General features: G+C 40.1%; 23 protein-coding genes. 15 read left to right on the top strand and 8 right to left on the bottom strand.

Features of this window, described 5'->3' with window-relative positions:
• Nucleotides 1-15: 15 nt before the first annotated feature.
• The 5 genes from AC2SLN_RS02515 (at nt 16) to radA (ending at nt 4,528) form a co-directional block, all read left to right on the top strand.
• Nucleotides 16-543 carry a KdsC family phosphatase gene (locus AC2SLN_RS02515; protein WP_486548734.1) on the top strand — a complete coding sequence of 176 codons (528 nt, stop codon included), beginning with the start codon at nt 16-18 and terminating at the stop codon, nt 541-543.
• A gap of 97 nt (nt 544-640) precedes the next feature.
• Nucleotides 641-1,261 carry an LPS export ABC transporter periplasmic protein LptC gene (lptC, locus tag AC2SLN_RS02520; protein WP_486548733.1) on the top strand — a complete coding sequence of 207 codons (621 nt, stop codon included), beginning with the start codon at nt 641-643 and terminating at the stop codon, nt 1,259-1,261.
• A gap of 199 nt (nt 1,262-1,460) precedes the next feature.
• The gene (gene lptA / locus AC2SLN_RS02525) at nt 1,461-1,925 is read left to right on the top strand and encodes a lipopolysaccharide transport periplasmic protein LptA (RefSeq protein WP_486548785.1); all 465 of its coding nucleotides are present in this window, start codon (nt 1,461-1,463) and stop codon (nt 1,923-1,925) included.
• A gap of 101 nt (nt 1,926-2,026) precedes the next feature.
• Complete coding sequence (lptB, locus tag AC2SLN_RS02530) at nt 2,027-2,737, top strand: LPS export ABC transporter ATP-binding protein (RefSeq protein ID WP_486548784.1); 711 nt, start codon at nt 2,027-2,029, stop codon at nt 2,735-2,737.
• Nucleotides 2,738-3,082: 345 nt separating this feature from the next.
• Nucleotides 3,083-4,528 (top strand): DNA repair protein RadA, encoded by a 1,446-nt coding sequence (radA, locus tag AC2SLN_RS02535; protein WP_486548732.1) that lies wholly within the window; start codon nt 3,083-3,085, stop codon nt 4,526-4,528.
• Between the two features lie 140 nt (nt 4,529-4,668).
• Here the strand turns inward: radA and thiD are convergent, their stop codons facing one another.
• The 8 genes from thiD to AC2SLN_RS02575 form a co-directional block, all read right to left on the bottom strand.
• A complete protein-coding gene (gene thiD / locus AC2SLN_RS02540) occupies nt 4,669-5,454 on the bottom strand; it encodes a bifunctional hydroxymethylpyrimidine kinase/phosphomethylpyrimidine kinase (protein WP_486548731.1) in 786 nt (261 codons plus the stop codon).
• Nucleotides 5,455-5,464: 10 nt separating this feature from the next.
• Complete coding sequence (gene thiE / locus AC2SLN_RS02545) at nt 5,465-6,121, bottom strand: thiamine phosphate synthase (protein WP_486548730.1); 657 nt, start codon at nt 6,119-6,121, stop codon at nt 5,465-5,467.
• A gap of 334 nt (nt 6,122-6,455) precedes the next feature.
• Nucleotides 6,456-7,049, bottom strand: a complete 594-nt coding sequence (locus AC2SLN_RS02550) for a septal ring lytic transglycosylase RlpA family protein (protein WP_486548729.1) — start codon at nt 7,047-7,049, stop codon at nt 6,456-6,458.
• 478 nt (nt 7,050-7,527) lie between these two features.
• Complete coding sequence (greA, locus tag AC2SLN_RS02555) at nt 7,528-8,004, bottom strand: transcription elongation factor GreA (RefSeq protein WP_486530051.1); 477 nt, start codon at nt 8,002-8,004, stop codon at nt 7,528-7,530.
• Nucleotides 8,005-8,258: 254 nt separating this feature from the next.
• Nucleotides 8,259-11,525: a carbamoyl-phosphate synthase large subunit gene (carB, locus tag AC2SLN_RS02560; protein ID WP_486548728.1), complete on the bottom strand. Its 3,267-nt coding sequence runs from the start codon at nt 11,523-11,525 to the stop codon at nt 8,259-8,261.
• A 32-nt stretch (nt 11,526-11,557) separates the two neighbouring features.
• Nucleotides 11,558-12,205 (bottom strand): hypothetical protein, encoded by a 648-nt coding sequence (locus tag AC2SLN_RS02565; RefSeq protein ID WP_486548727.1) that lies wholly within the window; start codon nt 12,203-12,205, stop codon nt 11,558-11,560.
• 104 nt (nt 12,206-12,309) lie between these two features.
• Entirely contained in the window at nt 12,310-13,623 is a 1,314-nt protein-coding gene (carA, locus tag AC2SLN_RS02570) for a glutamine-hydrolyzing carbamoyl-phosphate synthase small subunit (RefSeq protein ID WP_486548726.1), read from the bottom strand.
• Between the two features lie 575 nt (nt 13,624-14,198).
• Nucleotides 14,199-15,284 carry a DUF475 domain-containing protein gene (locus AC2SLN_RS02575; RefSeq protein WP_486530047.1) on the bottom strand — a complete coding sequence of 362 codons (1,086 nt, stop codon included), beginning with the start codon at nt 15,282-15,284 and terminating at the stop codon, nt 14,199-14,201.
• A gap of 243 nt (nt 15,285-15,527) precedes the next feature.
• On the opposite strand from AC2SLN_RS02575, the gene AC2SLN_RS02580 reads away from it, so the two are divergent.
• From AC2SLN_RS02580 to AC2SLN_RS02625, 10 genes are all read left to right on the top strand, one after another.
• A complete protein-coding gene (locus tag AC2SLN_RS02580) occupies nt 15,528-16,064 on the top strand; it encodes a gamma carbonic anhydrase family protein (RefSeq protein ID WP_486548725.1) in 537 nt (178 codons plus the stop codon).
• A gap of 206 nt (nt 16,065-16,270) precedes the next feature.
• Complete coding sequence (locus AC2SLN_RS02585) at nt 16,271-16,987, top strand: HAD family hydrolase (RefSeq protein WP_486548724.1); 717 nt, start codon at nt 16,271-16,273, stop codon at nt 16,985-16,987.
• Nucleotides 16,988-17,171: 184 nt separating this feature from the next.
• Nucleotides 17,172-18,267, top strand: a protein-coding gene (prfB, locus tag AC2SLN_RS02590; RefSeq protein WP_486530044.1) for a peptide chain release factor 2 whose coding sequence is annotated in 2 segments (ribosomal slippage) — nt 17,172-17,243 and nt 17,245-18,267 — 1,095 coding nt in all. Because the reading frame shifts where the segments join, the coding sequence is not laid out codon by codon here.
• A gap of 289 nt (nt 18,268-18,556) precedes the next feature.
• Nucleotides 18,557-18,736: an IS110 family transposase gene (locus tag AC2SLN_RS02595; RefSeq protein ID WP_486548723.1), complete on the top strand. Its 180-nt coding sequence runs from the start codon at nt 18,557-18,559 to the stop codon at nt 18,734-18,736.
• A 13-nt stretch (nt 18,737-18,749) separates the two neighbouring features.
• Nucleotides 18,750-19,103: an IS110 family transposase gene (locus AC2SLN_RS02600; RefSeq protein WP_486548722.1), complete on the top strand. Its 354-nt coding sequence runs from the start codon at nt 18,750-18,752 to the stop codon at nt 19,101-19,103.
• Nucleotides 19,100-19,510 carry a transposase gene (locus AC2SLN_RS02605; RefSeq protein WP_495057379.1) on the top strand — a complete coding sequence of 137 codons (411 nt, stop codon included), beginning with the start codon at nt 19,100-19,102 and terminating at the stop codon, nt 19,508-19,510. Before AC2SLN_RS02600 ends, AC2SLN_RS02605 begins: the two co-directional genes overlap by 4 nt.
• Before the next feature lie 484 nt (nt 19,511-19,994).
• The gene (gene scpC, locus AC2SLN_RS02610) at nt 19,995-21,521 is read left to right on the top strand and encodes a succinyl-CoA:acetate CoA-transferase ScpC (protein WP_486548721.1); all 1,527 of its coding nucleotides are present in this window, start codon (nt 19,995-19,997) and stop codon (nt 21,519-21,521) included.
• A gap of 242 nt (nt 21,522-21,763) precedes the next feature.
• Complete coding sequence (gene arfB, locus AC2SLN_RS02615) at nt 21,764-22,177, top strand: alternative ribosome rescue aminoacyl-tRNA hydrolase ArfB (protein ID WP_486548720.1); 414 nt, start codon at nt 21,764-21,766, stop codon at nt 22,175-22,177.
• Between the two features lie 318 nt (nt 22,178-22,495).
• Nucleotides 22,496-22,918, top strand: coding sequence for a tetratricopeptide repeat protein (locus tag AC2SLN_RS02620; protein ID WP_486548719.1), 423 nt, complete (start codon nt 22,496-22,498; stop codon nt 22,916-22,918).
• Nucleotides 22,919-23,202: 284 nt separating this feature from the next.
• On the top strand, nt 23,203-23,790 hold the full coding sequence (locus AC2SLN_RS02625) for a YhgN family NAAT transporter (RefSeq protein WP_486530039.1): 588 nt from the start codon (nt 23,203-23,205) through the stop codon (nt 23,788-23,790).
• The last annotated feature ends 62 nt before the right edge of the window (nt 23,791-23,852 follow it).

Genomic DNA, 23,852 nt, shown 5'->3' on the forward strand with positions numbered 1-23,852 from the left:
GAGGATTACATAGCGATGCAGGATTTAATAAAAGCTGCTGGCAAGGTTAAAATTCTAATACTTGATGTCGATGGGATATTAACCAATGGCCATATTATTTATGATGCTAATGGGGTAGAGACTAAACAGTTTAGTGTCAAAGATGGCATGGGTATTAAAGCGCTTAGAAAAATTGGCATAAAGACTGCAATTATAACCGCACGTACCAGTCCAATGGTGGAAAAACGTGCTGCTGAACTAGGAATAGACTATGTGGTTCAAGGTCGTTCTGACAAGCTCGCTGCTATGCAAGAATTGCTCATTGATCTACCTTATAATTTAGCGGATTGTGCCTATATGGGCGATGATTTAACCGATCTTAAAGCACTTCAATCTGTGGGTTTTGCTGCATCTGCTCCTAATGCGCACCACGAAGTTATTAGCCGCGTTATGATGGTAACGACGCAGCAAGGTGGCAACGGGGCTGTCCGTGAGGTATGTGATTTAATATTGAAAGGTCATGGTAAGTATAACGATTATCTCAGCGATTATTTACTAGATTAATGTTACTCTCAGATAAAGCTAGTAGTTCGCTGTTAAAAATGCGTTATTAAAACTAAAACAATAAGCTATTAAAACAATGCGTTATTAAAGAGGTTCGATGAATACTCGCTTCTTATTTATTGTGTCTTTGATTGTTGCTGTGTTTGCGGTATGGTTTTATCGTAATCAGGGTAATATTGAAGCGCCTATTCAGTTTTCTGAGTCAAATATTGAATATCGAGCCACTGATATTTTAGCCGTTCAAACTGATGAATCTGGTATTGCAGAATATTCACTTACTGCAGATGATTTAACGCATTATTCAGATAAAAATCTAGATCGACTTAAGTCTATGACCATTAATTGGCGTCCCAGCCTTGAACAAAATGTAGTGATTAATGCTGATGAAGCTGAGATATATCATGATGAGTCAAAAGTAATCATGAGTAATAACGTTATCTTTGCTAGTCAGCAATCTAGAGCTAGTCATTTAAGTGATACAGATTCAAGTGAGGTTAAAAATTCAGTAACACCGCCAATGCGATTAATGGCATCGGAGCTTATCGGTAATTTAGATAAAAAGGTTATTTATAGTGACAAACCGATTAAAGTCACTCAATCTAAGAATGAGTTTGACGCAGCAAGCTTTGAGGCAAATATGCAAACAGGCGTATATGATTTTACAAAGGTTGCAGTAACTTTTATGCCGCCTCCGCGTACTAATGAACCCTTATTTTAAGCTAAGCAATAATTTTACGCTTTAAGTGTTAATACCTCATACCCACGTAAATAAGTTATTTAATCCTAGGAACGACACCGTGAATCCATGCCGACATGAATCAATACGAGAATCAATATATCGTTATGCAAGCCGTGATAAAAATGTATTGAGCGCAGTTTTTATAGCAGTCGCATCCGTATTGACCGCTGGCATCTCGATGCACGCTCAAGCTTTGCCTTCGGATGCCCAGCAGCCTATTAGATTGCTTGCTGATAGAGCAACCTATAGTGAACGTACTGGGGTAAACTCATATTCTGGAAATGTTACGATTACCCAAGGTACTTTGAAATTAGCTGCTGATAATATTACGGTTAATCTATCAAATAACCGCAGTATTCAATCAGCCGTTTTAAGTGGTCGTCCTGCAACGATGCAACAAGTGGTTACTAAAGAGAAGGGGCTTGCGCGTGGTCAGGCCAACAAAATTGACTACAATGCAGTTAATGGTATCGTTACGCTCACAGGCAATGCCAAACTGACTCAAAATGGAGCAAGCTTCTCAGGTAATGTTATCAGATATAGTTTAAAGGTTGGAGACGTGGAAGCGACTTCAGGTGGTAGCCAGCGAGTAGAGCTTATTTTTCCACCAAACGCAGCGTCAAGTCGTAAAGGAATACGGTAATTATGAATGAAAATCTATCCGCATCTGAACTGATCCAACTTGATGACAGTCAAGCGATTCACAAAGTTGATTCATATAATGAACCAAAAAATACGCTTACCATGCAACATCTTGCAAAGAGATATGCTAAGCGGTGGGTAGTTAAAGATGTGTCTTTTAGCGTGGAGCAAGGTCAGGTTGTGGGTTTGCTTGGTCCTAACGGTGCGGGTAAAACCACCAGTTTTTATATGGTAGTTGGTCTAGTTAATATGGACAAAGGCGTGGTAAGGCTGGGGGATCAAGACCTATCTAAATATGCCATGCATGAGCGTGCTAGAGCAGGTATAGGGTATTTACCTCAAGAGGCATCTATATTTCGTAAACTGTCTATTCAAGATAATATCTTATCTATATTACAAACCCGCAAAGATTTAAATATATCTGCGCAAAAGCAGGAGCTTGAAAAGTTAATTGCAGACTTTAATTTAGAACATGTTAGGCACTCTTTAGGCATGAGCGTATCTGGCGGTGAACGTCGCCGCTGTGAAATTGCACGCGCGCTTGCCTCAAATCCAAAGTTTATTTTACTAGATGAGCCTTTTGCTGGTGTAGACCCCATCTCGGTTGGTGATATCAAAGAAGTCATCATTACCTTAAAAGAGCGCGGAATTGGTGTGCTAATTACCGATCATAATGTTCGTGATACATTAGCTATTTGCGATAAGGCATATATTGTTAGTGAAGGTTCAATTATTGCTGAGGGTACCTCCGCGCAAGTATTGGAAAATGATTTGGTCCGCGAAGTATATTTAGGTAAGGATTTTCAAGTTTAACTTCCTTATCTACATGTAATAAAACCTTATTAACTATTGTATCTATATAAATCACTGCTGTATCTATATAAATCACTGCCTTTATATAAACCACTAAACTTTTTCTCATATCTCTTCTTATGCCGACTCAATACTGCATGAATGATATGCGCAGTGTTCTGCTAATCACAATCACTAATGTTAGTTTTATTATTCTATTATTGAGCATTCATTAGGTTTGGTGTTTTCAGTCGTTATTATTATCACTATATTTGCTATTAATATATTTGCTATTAATGCCGTTGTTGGTCATGATTCTTATCTATCACATCCCTTATATTAAAAATCTAAAGCTGAGTACTGTCTATGGCCAAGTCTAAATCCAGTTATGTCTGTCAAAATTGTGGTGCTTATTTTGGTAAATGGTCAGGACAGTGCTCCGACTGTGGTGAATGGAATAGCTTAGTCGAAGCCCCAAATGTGAGCATGCCACATCATAAGACCACTACTAAACCCAGTTCGGCACCTCATGCACAAAAGCATTCAATCAGCTCAACTCAAAAAGATCGTATTAATTATGCTGGATCACAAAGTGGCGTTGTACCTCTAGCCTCTATAGGTGTCTCTTTAGATACCCGTTTACCAACGGGTATTGGCGAGTTTAACCGAGTGCTAGGAGGCGGATTGGTAGCGGGATCTGTGGTACTCATTGGCGGTGATCCTGGTATTGGTAAATCTACTATATTGCTGCAAACTGCCACTAATATGGCTGACCCCAATTCATTGGCGGGTAGTGCGCTTTATGTCACAGGAGAAGAGTCCTTATCACAAGTGGCAATGCGTGCACAGCGACTTGGGTTACCGAATGCACATTTAAAAGTAATGGCGGAGACGAATGTCGAAACTATTTGCGCTGCACTGACACAAGAGCAACCTGCAGTAGCGATTATTGATTCAATTCAAACCATATACACCGATGCGATTAATTCAGCACCAGGCGGAGTCAGTCAAATCCGTGAATCTGCTGCGATGCTTACCCGCTATGCTAAACAGACGGGAACGGCACTGTTTTTGGTAGGCCATGTCACAAAAGAAGGCACGCTGGCAGGTCCAAGGGTCCTAGAACATATGGTTGATACGGTATTATATTTTGAAGGACAATCCGATTCGCGCTTTAGAATGATACGTGCAGTTAAAAACCGTTTTGGTGCTGTCAATGAGTTGGGTATATTTGGGATGACTGATACAGGGCTTAAAGAGGTTGCTAACCCTTCTGCAATTTTCTTAAGCCGTTATGATAAACCCATATCTGGCTCTGTAGTCATGGTAAGTCGTGAGGGTACAAGGCCACTATTGGTCGAAGTTCAAGCTTTGGTTGATGACTCTGCTGGTCAACCTAGGCGTATGGCATTGGGTTTGGATCAACAGCGCTTAGCCATGCTTCTTGCAGTGATGCACCGACATGGTGGAATTCATACCAGTGGTCAAGATGTGTATGTAAATGTGGTTGGCGGTGTTAAAGTGATGGAAACAGGTTCGGATTTAGCGGTACTATTAGCTTGTGCCTCAAGTATTAAAGAAAAACCGCTACCATCTTCTTTAGCCGTATTTGGAGAAGTCGGCCTCTCTGGTGAAATACGCCCCGTACCAAATGGCCAAGAGCGTCTAAAAGAGGCAATGAAGCATGGTTTTAAGCATGCGATTGTTCCAAAAGCTAACGCACCGAAGAGTTTAATGGCACAATTCAAAGGTATTAACGTGATTACAGCAGACCGTTTGGATGATGCTATAGATAGAGCTTTTGAGATTTAATAATTAAGCATCAATATCAAACTAAAGTTGATTATTAGTTTTCAACACTTTTAAACGCTAGTATCGTGTCTCTACTTTTACTGGCTTTTAAACCTTATATTGGTTTTAAATTATTTATGGGATACTCATTATAAAGTAAATTAGTAAAACTTATAAAAGTGATGAACAGGGCCATGACCTTGTCCCACATTTAATTTATCAGCTGCTTTTAATGCGCCAGTCAGGTAGTCTTTTGCCTTTAAACAGGCGTCATCAAGTGAGTCTCCATTTCCCCAGAAAGTTGCTATAGCTGCAGATAAGGTACACCCAGTACCATGACTGTTTTTGGTAGCAAGACGTATGCTTTCAAACCACTTTAACTCATCTGAGATGCGCAGTAAGTCTGGTGATTCATCTTGGGTTAAGTGTCCCCCTTTTAAAAACACAGCACCTGGTAAACGCATGGCTTGATCTTTCATCTCTTCTCTATTTTTAGCTTCAGGCTCGCCAAGCAGATCTGCGGCTTCTGGTAGGTTAGGCGTAATGAGCCCAACTCGTGGCATTAACACCTCACGCAGCGCAGCGACGGCATCAGCATCAAGCAGACGATCGCCGCTTTTTGCCACCATAACAGGATCTAAGACCACTTTTTTCGGTCTATATTTAACCAGCGCTTCAGCAACACAGCGAATCATATCGTCTGTGCCTAGCATGCCAATTTTTACAGCATCGACTTTTACATCATTAAACACAGAATCGAGCTGAGCGGAGACTAGCTCAGTGGGCATCATCTCTACTTGTTGTACACCTTGAGTATTTTGAGCAATAACAGCGGTAATGACACTCATTGCATAACCGCCATTCGCACTTATTGATTTGATATCAGCTTGAATACCTGCACCGCCAGTACAATCTGTACCAGCAATGGTTAATATATTGGCAATCATAATTTTTCTCCTATTTTGTCTTTAATAAGGCTTGCGCAGCTACTTTAGGGTTGTTTGAGCTACAAATTTCGGAGACGACAGCAATACCATTGCATCCAGTAGCATAAACTTGGGCAGCATTATTAAGATGAATACCGCCTATAGCAACAGTGGGTAAGGTGCTTAACTGTACCAACTCTTTTAAGCCATTTATACCTATCGGTAATTCATGATTGGCTTTAGTGTTAGTGGCAAACACTGGACCTAAGCCGACATAATTTAATCGCTCAAAATGCTCATGTTGAGCGGCTTGTAATTGTTCGATAGTGTTAATGGTTAGACCTAACCAAGCATCGGCACCTAGTAGACTTCGAGCTTCTAATACGGTCATATCTCCTTGGCCAATATGGGCGCCATCAAGCCCTGCTTTTTTGGCAATTGACACTCTATCGTTGATCAACAGTGGTACACGCCCGCCAATAGCTTCTTTAAGCTGACAAGCCGTATGGTAGAGCGCATTATCTGATGCATATTTATCGCGCAGCTGTACCATTGTTACACCGCCATCTATGGCAGCACAAACAGTGTCTATTAATCCTTTATGACCACACATATCAGCATCAGTCACTAAATAAAGATTTAAAGCAGATACTGACTTTGATGAAGGTTTTGAAATATTTGATTTCATAAAGTTATCACGAGTGTTGTCTTACACATTTATAATCATTAACCAGATCAACAGTATGAACAGTATGATTTAATTAATAAGTCGGGGAGGTTAGCTACTTCTCAATATCAATTGGTTACTGGTTGTATCGAATTTAGATATGCCCCTTAATTAGATATGCCCCTTAAATTGTCACTAATGCTACATGTATATAGGTTTTATAAAGGTCTGTATGTCAGTTATTCAAATGATATTCTATCATCTATATAATAATTAATAATCAGTAGATACAAAAAAGCACCTGCTTAATAGCAGGTGCTTTTGATAGGTATTAGAGTCTTAATCAATTAAAATATTAAGGGTTATTGACCCGTTCAATAGCAACATTAGCCACACCACGAGATACTAGACCAATTTTTTTTGCAGCACCGTAAGATAAGTCAAGCACACGGTTACCCGAAAATGGTCCACGGTCATTGACTTTAACAATAACACTTTTACCATTATTCTTATTTGTGACTTTTAAAAATGTATTAAAAGGCAAAGAAGGATGGGCCGCAGTCATCGAATGCATATTGAAGCGCTCACCACTTGCTGTTTTTCTACCATGGAATTTGCCACCATACCATGAAGCACGGCCAGATTGCTTAAAGCGATTAACAGAGTTAGAAGCCACTAAAGTAAGATGCGAAAGCATATCGGTAGTATGGTCATTAGCTAAGGTATCTTTATCCATTAATGAGCTTTGTGTGGCTAAGGATATCGGTTCGTAAGACGTTTTAATCAAAGAGGGAGCGCGGCTTAGGTGACTTGATAGACCGCTTATTACATTATCTATTTGGCTGGACATTTGAGCTTCTTTAGCTGAATTTGTATTAGCTGCACTAGCCATAGTATTTGCACCAAATATACAGGCTAGAGCACATAGTGTAGATGAAAGCTTATTCATGACTGCCTCTTGAGCATTATGTCTATTGTTTTGTTCGTATTTAGTCAGTACGATATCTAACTAGTGACTTAAAAAATACATAGGTAAACATACCTATGCAAAAACTGAGGTTATAAAACTATAAGTATAAAAACCCTTAGTTTTATAACCAAAATCAGTAGCACCTAAGATATCTATAAAATGTCACATACTTATATGAGTATGTTTATTTTTTGTAACTTACACTAACTGAAACCTTTTTTCAAGTCAACATAACGTTTAACTATCAATAAAAAACCATGCTAACCATAAATTTATAGACAAACTAAATAATTAGGCAAATTTCTAGAATCAAAATGATGCAATTGCTAGGCTATAAAGTAGGCTGACAAGAGTCGATATTTAAGTAGGGTCTTCATTAACAGTTGCATCTCTAAATATTAGCTAGTTAAGTAACTTTTTATGGTTATTTTAATGGTTATTTCAATGGTAAGAAACATTATTCGTAAAGAACTTTAATAACTTCAAACTCAACCAATCCACGTGGCGTTTCGATACGGGCTTCATCCCCTTCAGACTTTCCAATAAGTCCGCGAGCGATTGGCGAGTTAACAGAAATTTTATTAGCTTTAAAATCAGCTTCATCATCACCGACAATTTTATAGCGCTTCTCTTCTTCGGTGTCTAGATTCTCAATGACAACGGTCACACCAAATACGACACGACCTTCTTTTGGTAGCGTGGTTGGATCAATTACTTGTGCCCCCGCTAGTTTCGCTTCAATATCTCGAATACGTGCTTCACAAAAGCCTTGTTGTTCACGAGCTGCATGATATTCTGCATTTTCTTTTAGGTCGCCATGTTCACGAGCTTCTGCGATAGCCGCAGTTATGCGTGGTCGGTCAACCTTTTTGAGCTGTTTCAGCTCTTCTTCAAGTGCATCATGCCCTTGTGGTGTCATTGGAAAGCGTTGCATATCAATATCCTTAGATAAAAAAATATGTATAGTAGATAAAAAAACACCACAGCGCCCTCTGCTTCTGAGAGGGTACTGAGTGCATAAATATTAGATGCGTATAAACCATCAATTAACGATGACAGGTTTATACTTACAAAAATTGCTAATCGAGCATTTCGATTAGCAATTGCAAAACAGTTTAGAGCACACTTAATCAATGGCTGTTAAATCTGGTATGAACTTATCTGAACTAATTGATCAAACAGTATCAGTTAAATAGTATCAGCTTGCTCATGTAGATCTTGTAGTTTATACACTTCAAAAGGTAAGTCAATGGTGTAAGACTTACCTACGGCATCGGCAGCCCCAATTGTCGTGACATAAAATACTTTACTTTGAAGCGCATTGCGGCGTATAGAAAATGAGTCTTCTTGTGCCTGCTTGCCTTCAGTTGTATTAATAATAAGGTCAATTTCGCCATTTTTCAAGGCATCAACAATATGCGGACGACCTTCGGTTACTTTTTTAATGCGGGTGCACTCAATTCCTTGTTCATTGAGGAATTGCTGAGTACCAGTTGTCGCAACAAGCTTAAAGCCAAATCCAATCAGTTTTTGAGCAATTGCAGGTAGATTAGGTTTATCACTATCCCTTACTGAGATGAATACAGTTTTAGTTTCTCCCTCTTTAGGCAGACCAGGTAAGCGCTCATTAGTACCAATCACGCTCTTGTAAAAAGCCTCGCCGAATGTCTTACCAACACCCATTACTTCGCCCGTTGATTTCATTTCTGGGCTAAGAATAGGGTCTACGCCTGGGAATTTTGCAAACGGGAATACCGCTTCTTTTACCGCAAAGAAAGCGGGAATAACTTCTTTGGTAAAGTTTTGGTCAACAAGAGACTTACCTGCCATACAGCGAGCAGCAACTTGAGCCAGCGATGTACCAATGCATTTGGACACGAAAGGGACGGTACGGGCAGCACGAGGGTTAACTTCTAAGATATATACTGTGCCCTCTTTAACCGCAAACTGTACATTCATTAAACCGACAACACCAAGCTCTTTTGCCATGGCAACTGTTTGACGGCGCATCTCATCACATATTTCTTGAGACAGAGAATAAGGAGGCAATGAGCACGCTGAGTCGCCAGAATGAACCCCCGCTTGCTCGATATGTTGCATAATACCGCCGATGACCACGTCATTACCATCGCTTACGCAGTCCACATCAACTTCAATCGCATCGTCTAAAAAGCGGTCAAGAAGAACAGGTGCTTCATTTGAGGCTTGCACCGCAGTACGCAAATAGTGTTTGAGTTCATCCTCGTTATAAACGATCTCCATTGCACGGCCGCCCAACACATAGGAGGGACGTACAACAAGAGGGTAGCCCACATCTTTGGCCTTAATTAAGCCATCCTCTAAGCTGGTAGCAAGCGCATTAGGGGGTTGAATTAAATCAAGCTGATGAATCATATGCTGAAAGCGTTCACGGTCTTCTGCACGGTCAATCGCATCAGGGGAGGTGCCAATAATATTAACACCGGCTGCTTCTAAACTACGTGCCAGTTTTAGAGGGGTTTGACCGCCAAACTGCACAATAACGCCATCTGGTTTTTCAATACGGACAATCTCTAGCACATCTTCTAAAGTAATTGATTCAAAATATAATCGGTCTGAGGTGTCATAGTCGGTTGAAACTGTTTCTGGGTTACAGTTAACCATAATGGTTTCATATCCATCTTCACGCATGGCTAGTGCCGCATGGACACAGCAGTAATCAAACTCTATACCTTGACCAATGCGGTTTGGTCCACCGCCGATAACCATAATTTTCTTGTTATCAGTCGGGTTAGCTTCGCACTCCTCATCATAAGTGGAGTACATATAAGCTGTTGAGGTAGCAAACTCGGCAGCACAAGTGTCCACACGCTTATATACAGGGTACACTTCTAAATCCCAGCGTTTTTTACGTAGCTGTTTTTGCGACACACCCAGTAATTTTGCTAAGCGTAAATCGGACAAGCCTTTACGCTTGTATTTGCGTAGGTTTGTTTCATTAAGCCCACCAAAGCCAAGGGCTTGGACTTGTGACTCAGTTTTAACAATATCTTCAATCTGTACTAAAAACCATGGGTCAATATTGGTTAATTTAAAGACTTCATCTACGCTCATACCAAAGCGGAACGCATCGGCTAGATAGAAGATACGCTCTGGTGTAGGAATGGTTAAGCGGTTGTTAAGCTCTGAGCGTACTTTATCTTCGCTAAGCTTACCTTCTTTTAAGGCAGCAAAGTCGATTTGCTCATCAAAACCATCAGCACCCGTTTCCAAGCCGCGTAATGCCTTTTGCATGGACTCTTGGAAGTTACGACCAATCGCCATGACTTCGCCAACAGATTTCATTTGTGTCGATAAAATATTTTCCGCTTGAGGGAACTTCTCGAAGTTAAAACGAGGAATCTTTGTGACAACGTAGTCGATTGATGGCTCGAAACTGGCTGGGGTTTTGCCTCCAGTGATATCGTTTTGCAGTTCATCCAATGTGTATCCTACCGCAAGTTTTGCCGCAATCTTAGCAATAGGAAACCCCGTCGCTTTTGATGCTAGAGCAGAGGATCGAGACACACGCGGGTTCATCTCAATCACTACCATCCGGCCAGTTTCTGGATTAACCCCAAACTGCACATTTGAACCGCCTGTTTCCACACCAATTTCACGTAATACAGCCAGTGAAGCGTTACGCATAATTTGATATTCTTTATCTGTCAAGGTTTGTGCAGGGGCTACTGTGATTGAGTCGCCTGTATGCACACCCATCGGGTCGATATTTTCGATAGCGCAGATAATAATACAGTTATCATTTTTGTCACGCACCACTTCCATCTCATATTCTTTCCAGCCAATGAGTGATTCATCAATTAAAAGCTGGTTGGTCGGGGAGAGGTCAAAACCACGCTCACAAATTTCGATAAACTCATCACGGTTATAAGCAATACCACCGCCAGAGCCGCCCATGGTAAATGACGGGCGAATGATACAGGGAAAGCCAAGTTTTGCTTGAATTTCAAAGGCTTCCTCCATGCTTTCAGCAATCTCAGCACGTGGGCATTCAAGACCAATACGCTTCATCGCTTGATCAAATAGGTCACGGTCTTCTGCCATTTCAATAGCGTCTTTGGTGGCACCAATGAGCTCAACGTTATATTTTTCTAATACCCCGTTCTTGTCTAAATCTAAAGCGCAGTTTAATGCGGTCTGACCACCCATGGTTGGTAAGATAGCATCTGGACGTTCTTTGTCGATAATGAGTTCAACCGTTTGCCAAGTAATGGGCTCGATGTAAGTGGCATCAGCCATCACAGGGTCGGTCATAATGGTTGCTGGATTTGAGTTTACCAGAATGACTCGGTAGCCTTCCTCACGCAGTGCTTTACACGCTTGGGCACCTGAGTAATCGAATTCACACGCTTGGCCAATCACGATTGGGCCTGCTCCGATAATTAAGATACTTTTGATGTCGGTACGTTTTGGCATAATTTGACCTTATAGCTGTATTAGTTGCAATATTAAATTTTAATTTTTTGGCAGGTATCTTCAACAGTTTCTTTTAAGTAAGCAATGAATTCGCCAGATTTTGTTAAATTTAAGTTATTTCCATCAATTGGAAATAATGTATTTTTCACTTCGGTATTCGGTAAGGCTTCTAGAGACATAAGAATATCCATCTCATGATCGCTTAGACCTTGATAAAACTCCATTATTGTTATTACAAATCCGCCCTGTCCTTCAGAATAAAGTGCTTCAGTAGAAGAATAGAGTGTTTGGTAGTATCTTTGAAATAACGAACCATTATCTGACTTAAGAAAGTCGATATACTTATTGGTCTCATCAAGAGTTAACGGAGCAATAGTCTTCTGAATCTTTTCTTTTAAATAAATCGACGTATTTCGATGTACTTCTTCAGAGTCTAAGCAGTGACTAAAGCTGTTATTTTCTTGATTGACATTTTTAGCCATACCTAAGTAGTCATCGATGGAAAAGACAGCAACCAATAGATTAGTTAATTCATCTTTCTTAGTGCTCGCACTTTTCTCGCTTTTTATAATACTTTGATTATTTAACATATTATTAGGCGAGGTATTTAAAGCTGGTGAACAACCACTCAATACGCTAAAAGAAAGTAGGGCCAGTAGAACTGTTCTAAAAGTTAACATTTTTCACATGCCTTGTATGCTAATAAACCGTCTATTGGCGAAATAGAGACTCAAAATAACCGATTTAAATTTTGTATAAAGGATAGCTATTTAAAAATGACTACTTAGCTTTTAGCAGCTTCCATCATTTCTTCAAACTTTTTAAACAAAGGCGCAGCATCATGTGGACCAGGACTGGCTTCTGGATGACCTTGGAAGCTAAATACGGGTTTGTTGGTCAGCTCAATACCTTGGTTGGTACCATCAAATAACGAACGATGCGTCGATTTTACATTGTCAGGTAACGTATTCTCATCGACCGCAAAGCCGTGGTTTTGACTGGTAATCATGACTTGTTTGGTTTCTAAGTCTTGAACGGGATGGTTTGCACCGTGGTGGCCTGTTTTCATTTTGATGGTTTTAGCACCGCTGGCAAGACCAACCAGTTGGTGACCTAAGCAGATGCCAAACGTTGGAATTTTGGTCTCTTCGATAATATGACGAACATTGTCTATCGCATAGCCACAAGCTGCTGGGTCGCCAGGGCCATTGGATAAGAAGATACCGTCTGGGTTCATTGCTAATACATCAGCAATGGGTGTTTGTGCGGGCACAACGGAAACTTTGCAGCCTATATCGACAAGCATACGCAATATGTTGGTTTTAGTGCCAAAATCATAGGCCACTACGTTATATTTGTGTTCGATATGCTCGTTTAACTGTTTGTAATAACCACCAGTTTCACTTTTAGCAACGCCATGCACACCACGGTCTGCAAGCTCCCATGTCCCTGCTGTCCACTCAAAACCTTCGGGATGACAGCACTCTTTCGCCAAATCCATGCCTTCAAGACCAGAAAATCCTTTCGCTAACTCTAATGCTTTGGCAATATCATCCTCAGTAAGGGTGCTGCCATTAGTAGCGGTCATAATGCAGCCGTTTTGTGCGCCTTTATCACGTAAGATACGGGTCAGCTTCCGAGTATCAATTTCTGCAATGGCGACTGTTTGTTGGCGAATCAGGTAATCCGTTAAACTTTCTGAATTTCGGAAATTTGAAGTGGTCATTGTGGCATCACGAATAATTAAGCCTTCTGCCCAAACTTGATGACCCTTTTGGGAGCTAAAATCAATATTACCAGATTCAGCATCTTCACTATTTGTGCCCGTGTTACCAATGTGGGGGTAGGTCAAGGTAACAATTTGCTTGGCATAACTTGGGTCGGTTAATATTTCCTGATAGCCAGTCATTGAGGTGTTAAACACCACTTCACCAATGCGGTAACCAGGCGCTCCGATAGAAATACCGCGAAAAATCGTGCCATCTGCTAATGCTAGAATAGACTCGACTTCGGTAATCGTTGTATTATTTGTCGAGTTGCTGTTTTTTGAGTTGCTAGCTGGTTTCGAATGACCATGTGTGCTGTCCTGTACGCCCATATTCCTACCCTCATTATTCGTGATTATCAATTATCTTGCCGCGCAATTTGTAACTTGTAAATAATATAAACTAAGTTATTAAGTTATTGAGTTACTAAGTTATTTAGGTTTTATACTTGTTCATAAATAAGTTATTTCTATATCATTTGATCATTTGTTTTCTATAAGTTAATGGTATTTTTATATAGCATGATAAGTTGAGTGTGAAAACTGAATCAACCGACTCTGCATCATAATTGAATTTATCAGTTTCTATCATTCATTAACTTCTGTAAAAGGTTGTGACGACTTTAAACTCAGTTTTAGAGTCGGTATTTCGAAATAAGTAATAATTTTTGCGATAACTTTGTGCTATAAACATGCCTGGTGCTATAAACATGCCTGTTAATAAATTTTAGGCACAAAAAAACGAGTAGAAGAGGACAGAATACAACAAAAGTCACTAATGAATAACTTAATAGTGAATGTTGCAAACTGTCTCATGTCTACTCGCTTAGGTACAGATTTTGCGTATTATACAAAACCTGATACAAAATGGCTAGCAACCAAATCAAAATAGCTGATAAAAAATGGCTTTATTGGCTATCAGCCGAGCGGCGTCGATACTGAATAGAATTGTATAAAGATAATCCAATAAACGCTACCCCAATTAGGCCAGTGACCAATTCGGGAACATGAAACTTCATCGAAAGAAGCATGATAATAGCCAAAGCACCGATAGCATAGTGAGCCCCATGTTCTAGATAGATAAACTCATTTAATGTACCTTTATCAACGAGATAGAGGGTCATTGACCGTACAAACATGGCGCCAATAGCTAGGCCAAGCATAATGATAATGACATCATTGGTAATAGCAAAGGCGCCAATAACCCCGTCAAAACTAAATGAGGCATCTAACACTTCAAGATAGATAAAACCTGCTATACCTCCTTTTAATATGGTGGTTGATACTCCTGCGGTATTGGAAATGATGTTTCCATGAGCGTCAGTAAGCGCTTCCTCTTCATCAGACTCCGTGCTACCTTCAAGCATGGTTGATAGTACATTAACCCCTAGATATACCAAAATCCCCCATATGCCTGCAATCAAAATAACAGATTTTTTAGTATCATCTACCCACGATAACGAGATCATCAAGGTTAAAATAGCAACAAAGGTGCTCATAGCATCTACTTTACTAAAGCGCGTTAGCTTACGTTCGAGCCAATCAAACCAATGCACTTTTTTATCCCCAAACATAAATCCTAAAAACACTAGTAATAAGAACATACCGCCAAAGGCGGAGATTTCTGCATGATGAGCATTCAGGTGTTCGGCATATTTTGCTGGGTCATTTAGCGCAAGTTGCACCACCTCGACAAACCCTAGATTTGCCGTCACTGCGACGATGACGATGGGGAATACTAAGCGCATACCAAATACCGCAACAAGAATACCGATGGTTAAGAATATCTTTTTCCAAAAGTCATTCCATCCTTTTAATATGGAGGCATTAACAACGGCATTGTCAAATGACAATGAGATTTCCATAACCGCTAAAATAGCAGTAATTGCTAAAGCAGAAAACATGGTTGAGATACCGCCATGGGTAAACCCCCACCAAGCAGCCACTATTAAGCATAGGATGGTAAAAATAATATCAAAAAAGAAATGACGCATAAGGTACTCAGCTTTAAAATGGTTATTTAATGCGCAGATAATAGCACGCTGTTACCTCTCAATAAATTAGCTTTGAGTGAACTGAGTCATTAATGTCATAATATAGGATAAACTACATGAGTTTTAGTAACGCGCTTTCAGTGTTATGTCGTTAGAATTAGGTAATTAGGTATTTAGCAACAAGCATTTACTAACTAACAAGCATGTACTAACCAATACTGAGTAATACATAAGGAAGGTCAGATGATTTATAAATATATGGATAAAACCCCACAGTTTTCGACACCTTTTAAAGGTTGGGTCGCTGATAGTGCAAGAGTTATTGGTGATGTCTATTTAGGTCAGCATGCCAGTGTTTGGTTTGGTGCGGTAATACGTGGTGATAACGAGCGTATCAATATTGGCGATTACAGTAATGTTCAAGAAAATGTGGTCATTCACACCGATGCAGGTGTCGAGGTAAATATTGGTAATTATGTTACGATTGGTCATTTAGCCATGCTGCATGGTTGTCAAGTTGGCGATAACAGTTTAATTGGTATTGGCGCAGTGGTGCTCAACAATGCCAAAATTGGTAAGAATTGTATTATTGGCGCCAAAGCTTTGGTAACTGAAGGCAAAGAGATTCCAGATAACTCGTTGGTAATGGGTGCACCCGCTAAGGTGGTAAAAGCTTTAACAGATCAACAAGTCGAGATGTTAAAAATGTCAGCACTGCACTATGCCGAAAAATGTCAGCAATTTAAGACAGGGATAGAGGAGGTGGCACTACCTGAGTGATGTCTTTTCAGTCCCATTATTTTTAGGCTTACTGTGCAAATCCGTGCACATAGTTTAAGTCATCCTAAATTTACGCTTTGTTAATTTACGCTAAGTCACACCTCAGTTATCAGTAATTAGCATTACTTATCTTTAGTTTCAACTGCTTATCATTTAGTTTTTAATAATTTATCATTCGTGACGCATTAAGGTGGAGTAAATATAATATGTCAACAGACCAGCACCAACAAAACTTTGAAAAAGAGCTGGCGCTATTTGATTTGGATCATACCTTACTAGATGTTGATAGTGATTATCTATGGGGCGAGTACATCGTTAAAAATGGCTTGGTTGATGAAGCTCAATACCGCACTGCTAATCAGCGCTTTTATGAAGAATATATTGAAGGCACATTGGATGCGGTTGAATATAACGAATTTGTGGCTGAGTTTTTAACCAGCTTGCCAATAGAGCGTTTGTGCGAGATACGTGAGGCATATATTAAAAGCGAGATTGAACCGCATATTCGTCCAAAAGCCATAGAGGCCATTCAGCTGCATATTAAAGCCGGCCATGATGTGGTCATTATATCTGCGACAAACAACTTTGTGGTTAATGCCATAGCAGAACATTTCGGTATTCACGAGACCAACGTTTTAGCCACACCGCTTGAAATAAAAGACAATCGTTATACAGGAAAGCTAACTGATAAGCCAAACTTTCAAGAGGGTAAATTATATCATCTTAAAAAATGGCTTGATGGCCAACAACAGAAGGGTATTACCTACAGTAAAACCTATGCGTATTCAGATTCAAAAAATGACTTGCCACTATTAGAGTGGGCTGACAGACCAGTTGCTGTGACCCCAGATGATGTGTTACATGCTCATGCATTGGCGCATCGTTGGGCAGTGGAAGACTGGTCAATTGAAACCAGTAGCTAATAGCTAATAAACCTATCGTCGATTCGTTAATGGTAGTGTATTAGCGTTAGCTTGTTAGTAGCACTAGCCTGTTGGCATGATAAGTTTAGTTGAGTTATACATAGTGCTCGTTTTTTCTTAAGTGCTTATTATTACTATCTAATGAATCATCCTTTTAACCTTCTCTTAACCTTTTGGAAAATATATGGAAATTAACCAGTATCAAGAAACCATTAAAGACTTAATGAACCGCTCAAATGACTTAAGGGGGTATCTTTGACTTTGACTCTAAAGTTGAGCGCTTAGAAGAAGTTAACCTTGAAATGGAAAGTCCAGAGCTTTGGAATGACCCTGAACGAGCGACCAAAATTAGTAAAGAAAAGAGTCAGCTAGACGGGGTAATTACCACTATTACCAGCTTAGAGGCAACGCTCGAAGATGCAAAAGCCATGTTAGAGTTGGCTGTAGAAGCGGATGACGAGAGTTTGCTAGGTGACGTACACCATGAACTAGAGACTGCACAAAGTCAGGTAGACGACTTAGAGTTCAAACGTATGTTTAATGGCGAGATGGATGGTAATAATTGCTATGTCGATATTCAATCAGGCAGCGGCGGTACAGAGGCGCAAGATTGGGCAGAAATGCTACTGCGCATGTACACCCGCTGGTGTGACTCACATGGCTTTAAGGTAGACATCATCGAAGTGTCAGCAGGTAGTGTCGCGGGCGTTAAATCCGCTTCATTTAAAGTAAGTGGAGATTATGCATTCGGTTGGCTACGCACTGAGACAGGGGTGCATCGTCTGGTGCGAAAATCCCCTTTCGATAGTAACAATGGGCGTCATACCTCGTTTGCATCAGTGTTTGTGTCGCCTGAAATTGATGATGATATTGACATTGATATCAACCCAGCTGATCTGCGTATTGATACCTATCGATCTAGTGGTGCTGGTGGTCAGCACGTCAACACCACTGACTCTGCGGTAAGGATAACCCATGAGCCAACCAATACTGTAGTGACTTGCCAGAATGAGCGCAGTCAGCACGGTAACAAAGCCACAGCGATGAAGATGCTGCGGGCCAAGCTGTATGAGCTTGAGATGCAAAAACGTATGGAGAAACAGCAAGCGGTTGAGGACAATAAGTCCGACGTGGGTTGGGGTAGTCAGATTCGCTCCTATGTACTCGACGACTCACGCATTAAAGATTTGCGTACCGGCGTTGAGACCTTTAATACGGGCGCAGTACTAGATGGTGATTTAGACCAGTTTATTGAGGCAAGCTTGAAAGCTGGGCTTTAATTAAGCTTATAAGACGACCAGTCTGGAGGGATAATTTCACTCATAGCCTATCAATCTATAAATTAACTTTAAAGTGTATAGCCAAACCCGCTTGTATGTTAAAAAAACCATAGATAAGAGTTAACCATAGCTATGGTAGCAGGTAGAGTGAGCTAGTGATCCCGCTATAGCCAAAGAGCTCGACGCAAAGATAAAGCCCTCTACCTGTATTTCTTTAGATTGAATGGTATCAAAGTGCCTTAGAAATTAAAACTAAGAGACACTGTATTCACAAGGGAAATGCAAAGAAATGACCTATCAAGTATACGTTGGAATTGACATATCCAAAGCTAAATTTGACGCAACATGGCTAAACAGAGACGGTAAAAAGGTTAAAAACAAAGCCCACAGCAAAACCTTTACTAATGACGAAAAAGGCTTTGCAATCTTTACCAAATGGCTAGCAAAGCACAAACAAGAAACCGGATGAGTATCTTATCGTCATGGAAGCCACAGGCATATACTATGAGAACCTAGCCTATGATTTACATAGTAAAGGCTACACAGTAGCCGTTATTAATCCGGCATATGCCAAACAATTTGCAGGTGCCATTGGCAGTCATCATAAAACCGACAAACAAGACGCGTACGTACTCGCGCAATACGCCTATACAAGACACCCTAAAGCATGGGAGCCAGAACCTGAGCACGTCAGAAAGCTCAAGTATCTGCTAGACCGTTTAGACACGCTCAAGGCGGATAAAAAGCGAGAAAGCAACCGTCTAGAAAAAGTTGAATCTAGAAAAAGCTATGACAACGATATCGCCCAATCTATAAAACAAGTGATAAACACATAGATAATCATCCTGACTTAAAGTCAGTCTATGACAACCTAGTTAGCATTCCAAGCATAGGTAAGACAGTCGCACCGAATGTATTGTCGTTACTCCTATCTAAAGACTTTAAGGATGCTTCGCAATGTGCCTCATTTGTTGGATTAACCCCTATACATATACAGTCAGGAATCTTTAAAGGAAGAAGCCGTATTAGTAAAAAAGGGGATGGCAACCTACGGTCGAAGTTGTTTATGTGTGCTTTATCTGCAATTAGTTGCAATCCTGATGTTAAGCAACTATACGAGCGACTGCTGAAGAGAGGAAAATGCAAAAAAGTGGCTTTGATAGCAGGTATGAGAAAGTTATTACAGATTTGCTATGGTGTGATAAAGCACCAAAGCAAATACAAACCTCAAGTTGCTATTTAATAGTAATTTGAGTTGACATATAAGATGGTATCTTTACGCTACTATCTTGGTTGGTACTGCGGCGTGCGCTAATGATACGTGTCGTTCCTGCTTCACGATAACGCCACTTATCAAGCGCACGCACCGCAGTACTGCACCAAGTATATCCGCTTCAATCTGGGCTAAACCGCTCTACCTTACAAATTAAGCTATCATGCAGGCGATAGTTCAAGCAATAATAGTTCAAGCAATTGTTTGCGATCAGCTTTAGAGTAAAGAAACGTTTACAAGGAGATATAAATTGTAGAATAAAGGATGTAGTCAACTCTTATAAAGTGAATGGCTTATAACTATCCCACAAGTGATTAATTGGCTTAGTTTGCTTGTATTTTATAAGAAAATTGTTCATCATAATATATTGAAACTTTGATCTCGGTTCGTTTCAACATTCCTTCATTTTGTTGAAGGCAAATCTTAATATGGAAGTTACTAGGGAAAATACTGTATGAATTCAATTAACCATGAAGAGCGTGTACAACACGAAGGCTTGCGTTCGAAGATCATGACCGCAGAGCAAGCAGCAGAATTTGTCCAAAACGGCATGACCTTGGGTGTGGCAGGCTTTACCGGTGCAGGCTACCCAAAATTCGTTCCTAATGCCATTGCTGAACGTGCTAAAGCTGCACACTCTCGTGGCGAAGAGTTCGGAATTGGCATGTTAACTGGCGCATCAACCGCTCATGACTGTGATGGTGTTTTAGCTGAGGCTAACTGTGTCACTTTCCGTGCGCCATTCCAATCTGACCCAGTGATGCGTAATAACATCAACTCAGGTAACACCCATTACGTTGATATGCATTTATCGCATTTTGAGCAGCAAGTTCGATTTGGCTTTTATGGTGATATGGATATCGCCTTAATTGAAGCGACTGCAATCACGCCTGAAGGTAAAATAGTTCCCTCAATGGGTATTGGCACCAACAATCAGTGGATAAAATCGGCCAAAAAAGTAATTATTGAAGTCAATGTGCGCCAAAGTATGATGCTTGAAGGTATGCACGATATTTACTCAGACATTGGCGAACCACCCCATCGTAAACCAATTCCTATTGTCCACCCAGATGATCGCATTGGTACGCCTTATTTAGAATGTGACCTTGATAAAATTGTTGGGATTGTTATTACTGACGCTCCTGATCGTAATAGCAAATTCGCTGATCCAGACGAAAACTCAAAGCGTATTGCAGCACAAATCATTGACTTCTTAGATCATGAAGTCAAACAAGGTCGCCTACCCAAAAATCTACTGCCTCTACAATCTGGCGTTGGTAACGTTGCAAATGCAGTATTAATGGGTCTGCAAGATAGCCCATTTGAAGATTTAGCTGGCTATACCGAAGTATTGCAAGATGGCATGCTTGATCTTGTACTAAGCGGCAAAATGAAGTCAGCTTCTGCAACGGCTTTGTCATTTAGCCCAGATGCATTGCAACGCTTTAATGACAATATTGAACTTTTGCGTGAAAAAATCATGTTGCGCCCCCAAGAGTATACCAATCACCCAGAGGTCATTCGTCGCCTTGGTATTATCGCTATGAATGCAATGATAGAAGCGGATATCTACGGTAATGTGAACTCAACTCACATTATGGGTACCAAAATGATGAATGGTATCGGTGGTTCAGGCGACTTTACTCGCAACTCGCATTTTTCATTCTTTGTCAGCCCATCAACCGCTAAAAACGGAGCTATCTCTGCAATTGTGCCAATGGTATCTCACCATGACCATACCGAGCATGACGTTATGTTCTTGGTTACTGAGCAAGGGTTTGCTGATCTGCGTGGTAAGTCGCCACGTCAACGTGCAAAACTCATTATCGATAACTGCGCCCACCCAGATTATCGCCCAATGTTACAAGACTACTATGCACGCGCTGAAAAAGCAGGCTCACTGCATACACCGCACTTGTTAACCGAAGCGTTATCATGGCATCAACGTTTTGTTGAAACCGGCGATATGCGTGTTAAGTAAGACTGATTATTGATCTAAATTGTAGATTCATTAAAATTCGCTCAATAACGTTAAAGCCCTTTATCAGCATTTTGATAAGGGGCTTTTTATTGGGCGCGTATCTTAGTGCGTATCTAATGGCTTTTCTTTATTATTACTTTAAAGTAGCCGGCTAAACATTAAATATTTCTCAGAGTTTCGAAGATCAGGTAATAAGCGTACAATCAGTTTTAATTTAAAATGCAAAAAAGTTAATAATCTCTATGATTTTCATCAGTAATACAGTCAGTCTCAAAGATAGTGATGTTGAGATTAGTGCTATACGTGCTCAAGGGGCAGGCGGGCAGAATGTTAATAAAGTAGCTTCTGCTATTCATCTACGTTTTGATATCAATGCGTCAAGCTTGAGCGATACCCAAAAGCAGCAACTATTAAACACTAAAGATAATCGTATCAATAAACATGGCGTACTCATTATCAAAGCGCAGCAGTTTCGTACTCAGGAGCGTAACAAAATTGATGCCATGGAGCGCTTAAGACAATTTATTGTGACTGCTACCCATATCAATAAAACCAGACGTCCTACCAAACCCAGTAGAAATGCAAAACGTAAACGGGTAGATAAAAAAGTACAGCGAGGTAGCACAAAGGCTTTAAGGGGCAAGATTGATTATTAGGTGGTTTTAATACCAGGCCACGACCTAGTGTATAATTGTTTATTAAAGTTTTCTCATGAAAGTTTTCTCATGAAAGCGATAGCGCTTTTAACACATGAGCCAACATGAGTTTGAACGAATTAACACTATACGTCATGCACCTAATATTCAAACATATTCAAACTTCTGTCGATCCTTCAAACTTGTCGTAAACACAATTTAAACCACCCTTTAACAGACTAATAAATAAAATCTTAAAACTGTACTTATTTAACCACCATAATCTTTAATGTCTATAATCTTTAACCACTACAATCCTGCACGTCATAAGGCGAACAAATGATAAATACCAAACTATACAGATCTATCTATGTATTGGCAGAAAAGCTATTAGAAGCGGATAGCAAAGGCAATCAAGCAGAGTTTGATGCGTTATATTCTCAGCTTCAAGCTGTTTGTGCTGACAATGAATCTAATGGCAAAGATCATCCTGAACAATGGGAAACACTGGCGGATTTTACTGCAGATTTAGAGGAAGCTTTGGTCATCTATGCTAAGGCAATGGAAAAAGCGAAGGCGATTAATTCTAAAGACCATATGGCATCCATTGCATTTTCAATGGCTGAATTACAACTTGAGCTGGGCCAGAAAGACGCTGCTATCGAAAGCTTGAAGTTTGCAAAAGTAAGCGCCAATAAAATTGAAGATAAAGAATTTAAAGTTGAGATTGATCAATTGCTTGAAAAGCTATTGGTGAACTAGATATAGCCGGCGAACTTATAAAGAGTTACGGTGTTAATCTCGTTAAGCCTACGCCAGTAGTACTTGCACTCGATTGCCTTGTAACTACTTTAAAGTTCTTTGACTATAGACAAACAAAGTAAAATAAATGCCGTTATTAGAAAGATTTGAGACCTTAAGTAAATTATATAAGCGAGGTACGCATAACGCTGTTAAAATAAGTCCTTTTGTTTACCAATAGAGCAGCTATAGGGCATAAGCTACATCTATTTGCTTAAACGCTATTGATTTGAGGCCAAGAACGTATGGAGATTTTTGCAGCAGCACTTACCCTATTTCTAATTATGGATCCACTGGGTAATATTCCTATCTTTTTGACTGTTTTAGAAAAAGTCCCTGAAAATAGACGCAAGCCTATTATTATCAGAGAGCTACTGATTGCGCTTGGATTAATGGTTTTATTTTTATTTGCGGGTGGCAGCATACTGCATACGTTAGGGCTAAGTACTGAGGCGGTCGCTATAGGCGGTGGTTTGGTAATGATGATTATTGCCATTCGCATGATTTTTCCTCAGCCTGGTGGTATTATGAGTGATGATAATATCGATGGAGAACCCTTTATTGTGCCCCTCGCCATACCTTTGATTGCTGGGCCATCTATATTAGCTACGCTGATTTTATTAACCGAAAAAAATCCTGAAAGTATTTTTAAGTCACTGCTAGCGTTGCTGCTTGCTTGGGGTGTTTCAGCTGTAATTTTGTTTTTCTCTACGAAACTTTATAAAATTCTGGGTCATCGTGGTCTAAAAGCAATTGAGCGTTTAATGGGTATGATACTTATCTCTATTGCTGTACAAATGCTGTTAAATGGATTTACCTCCTATTTGGCTTAACTTTTAAATGAGTCGCTTAGCTCTTGCTATTATCACTTAGCCCTTCCTACTATCATAAGTTG

This window comes from Psychrobacter sp. CX90 (assembly GCF_057396305.2).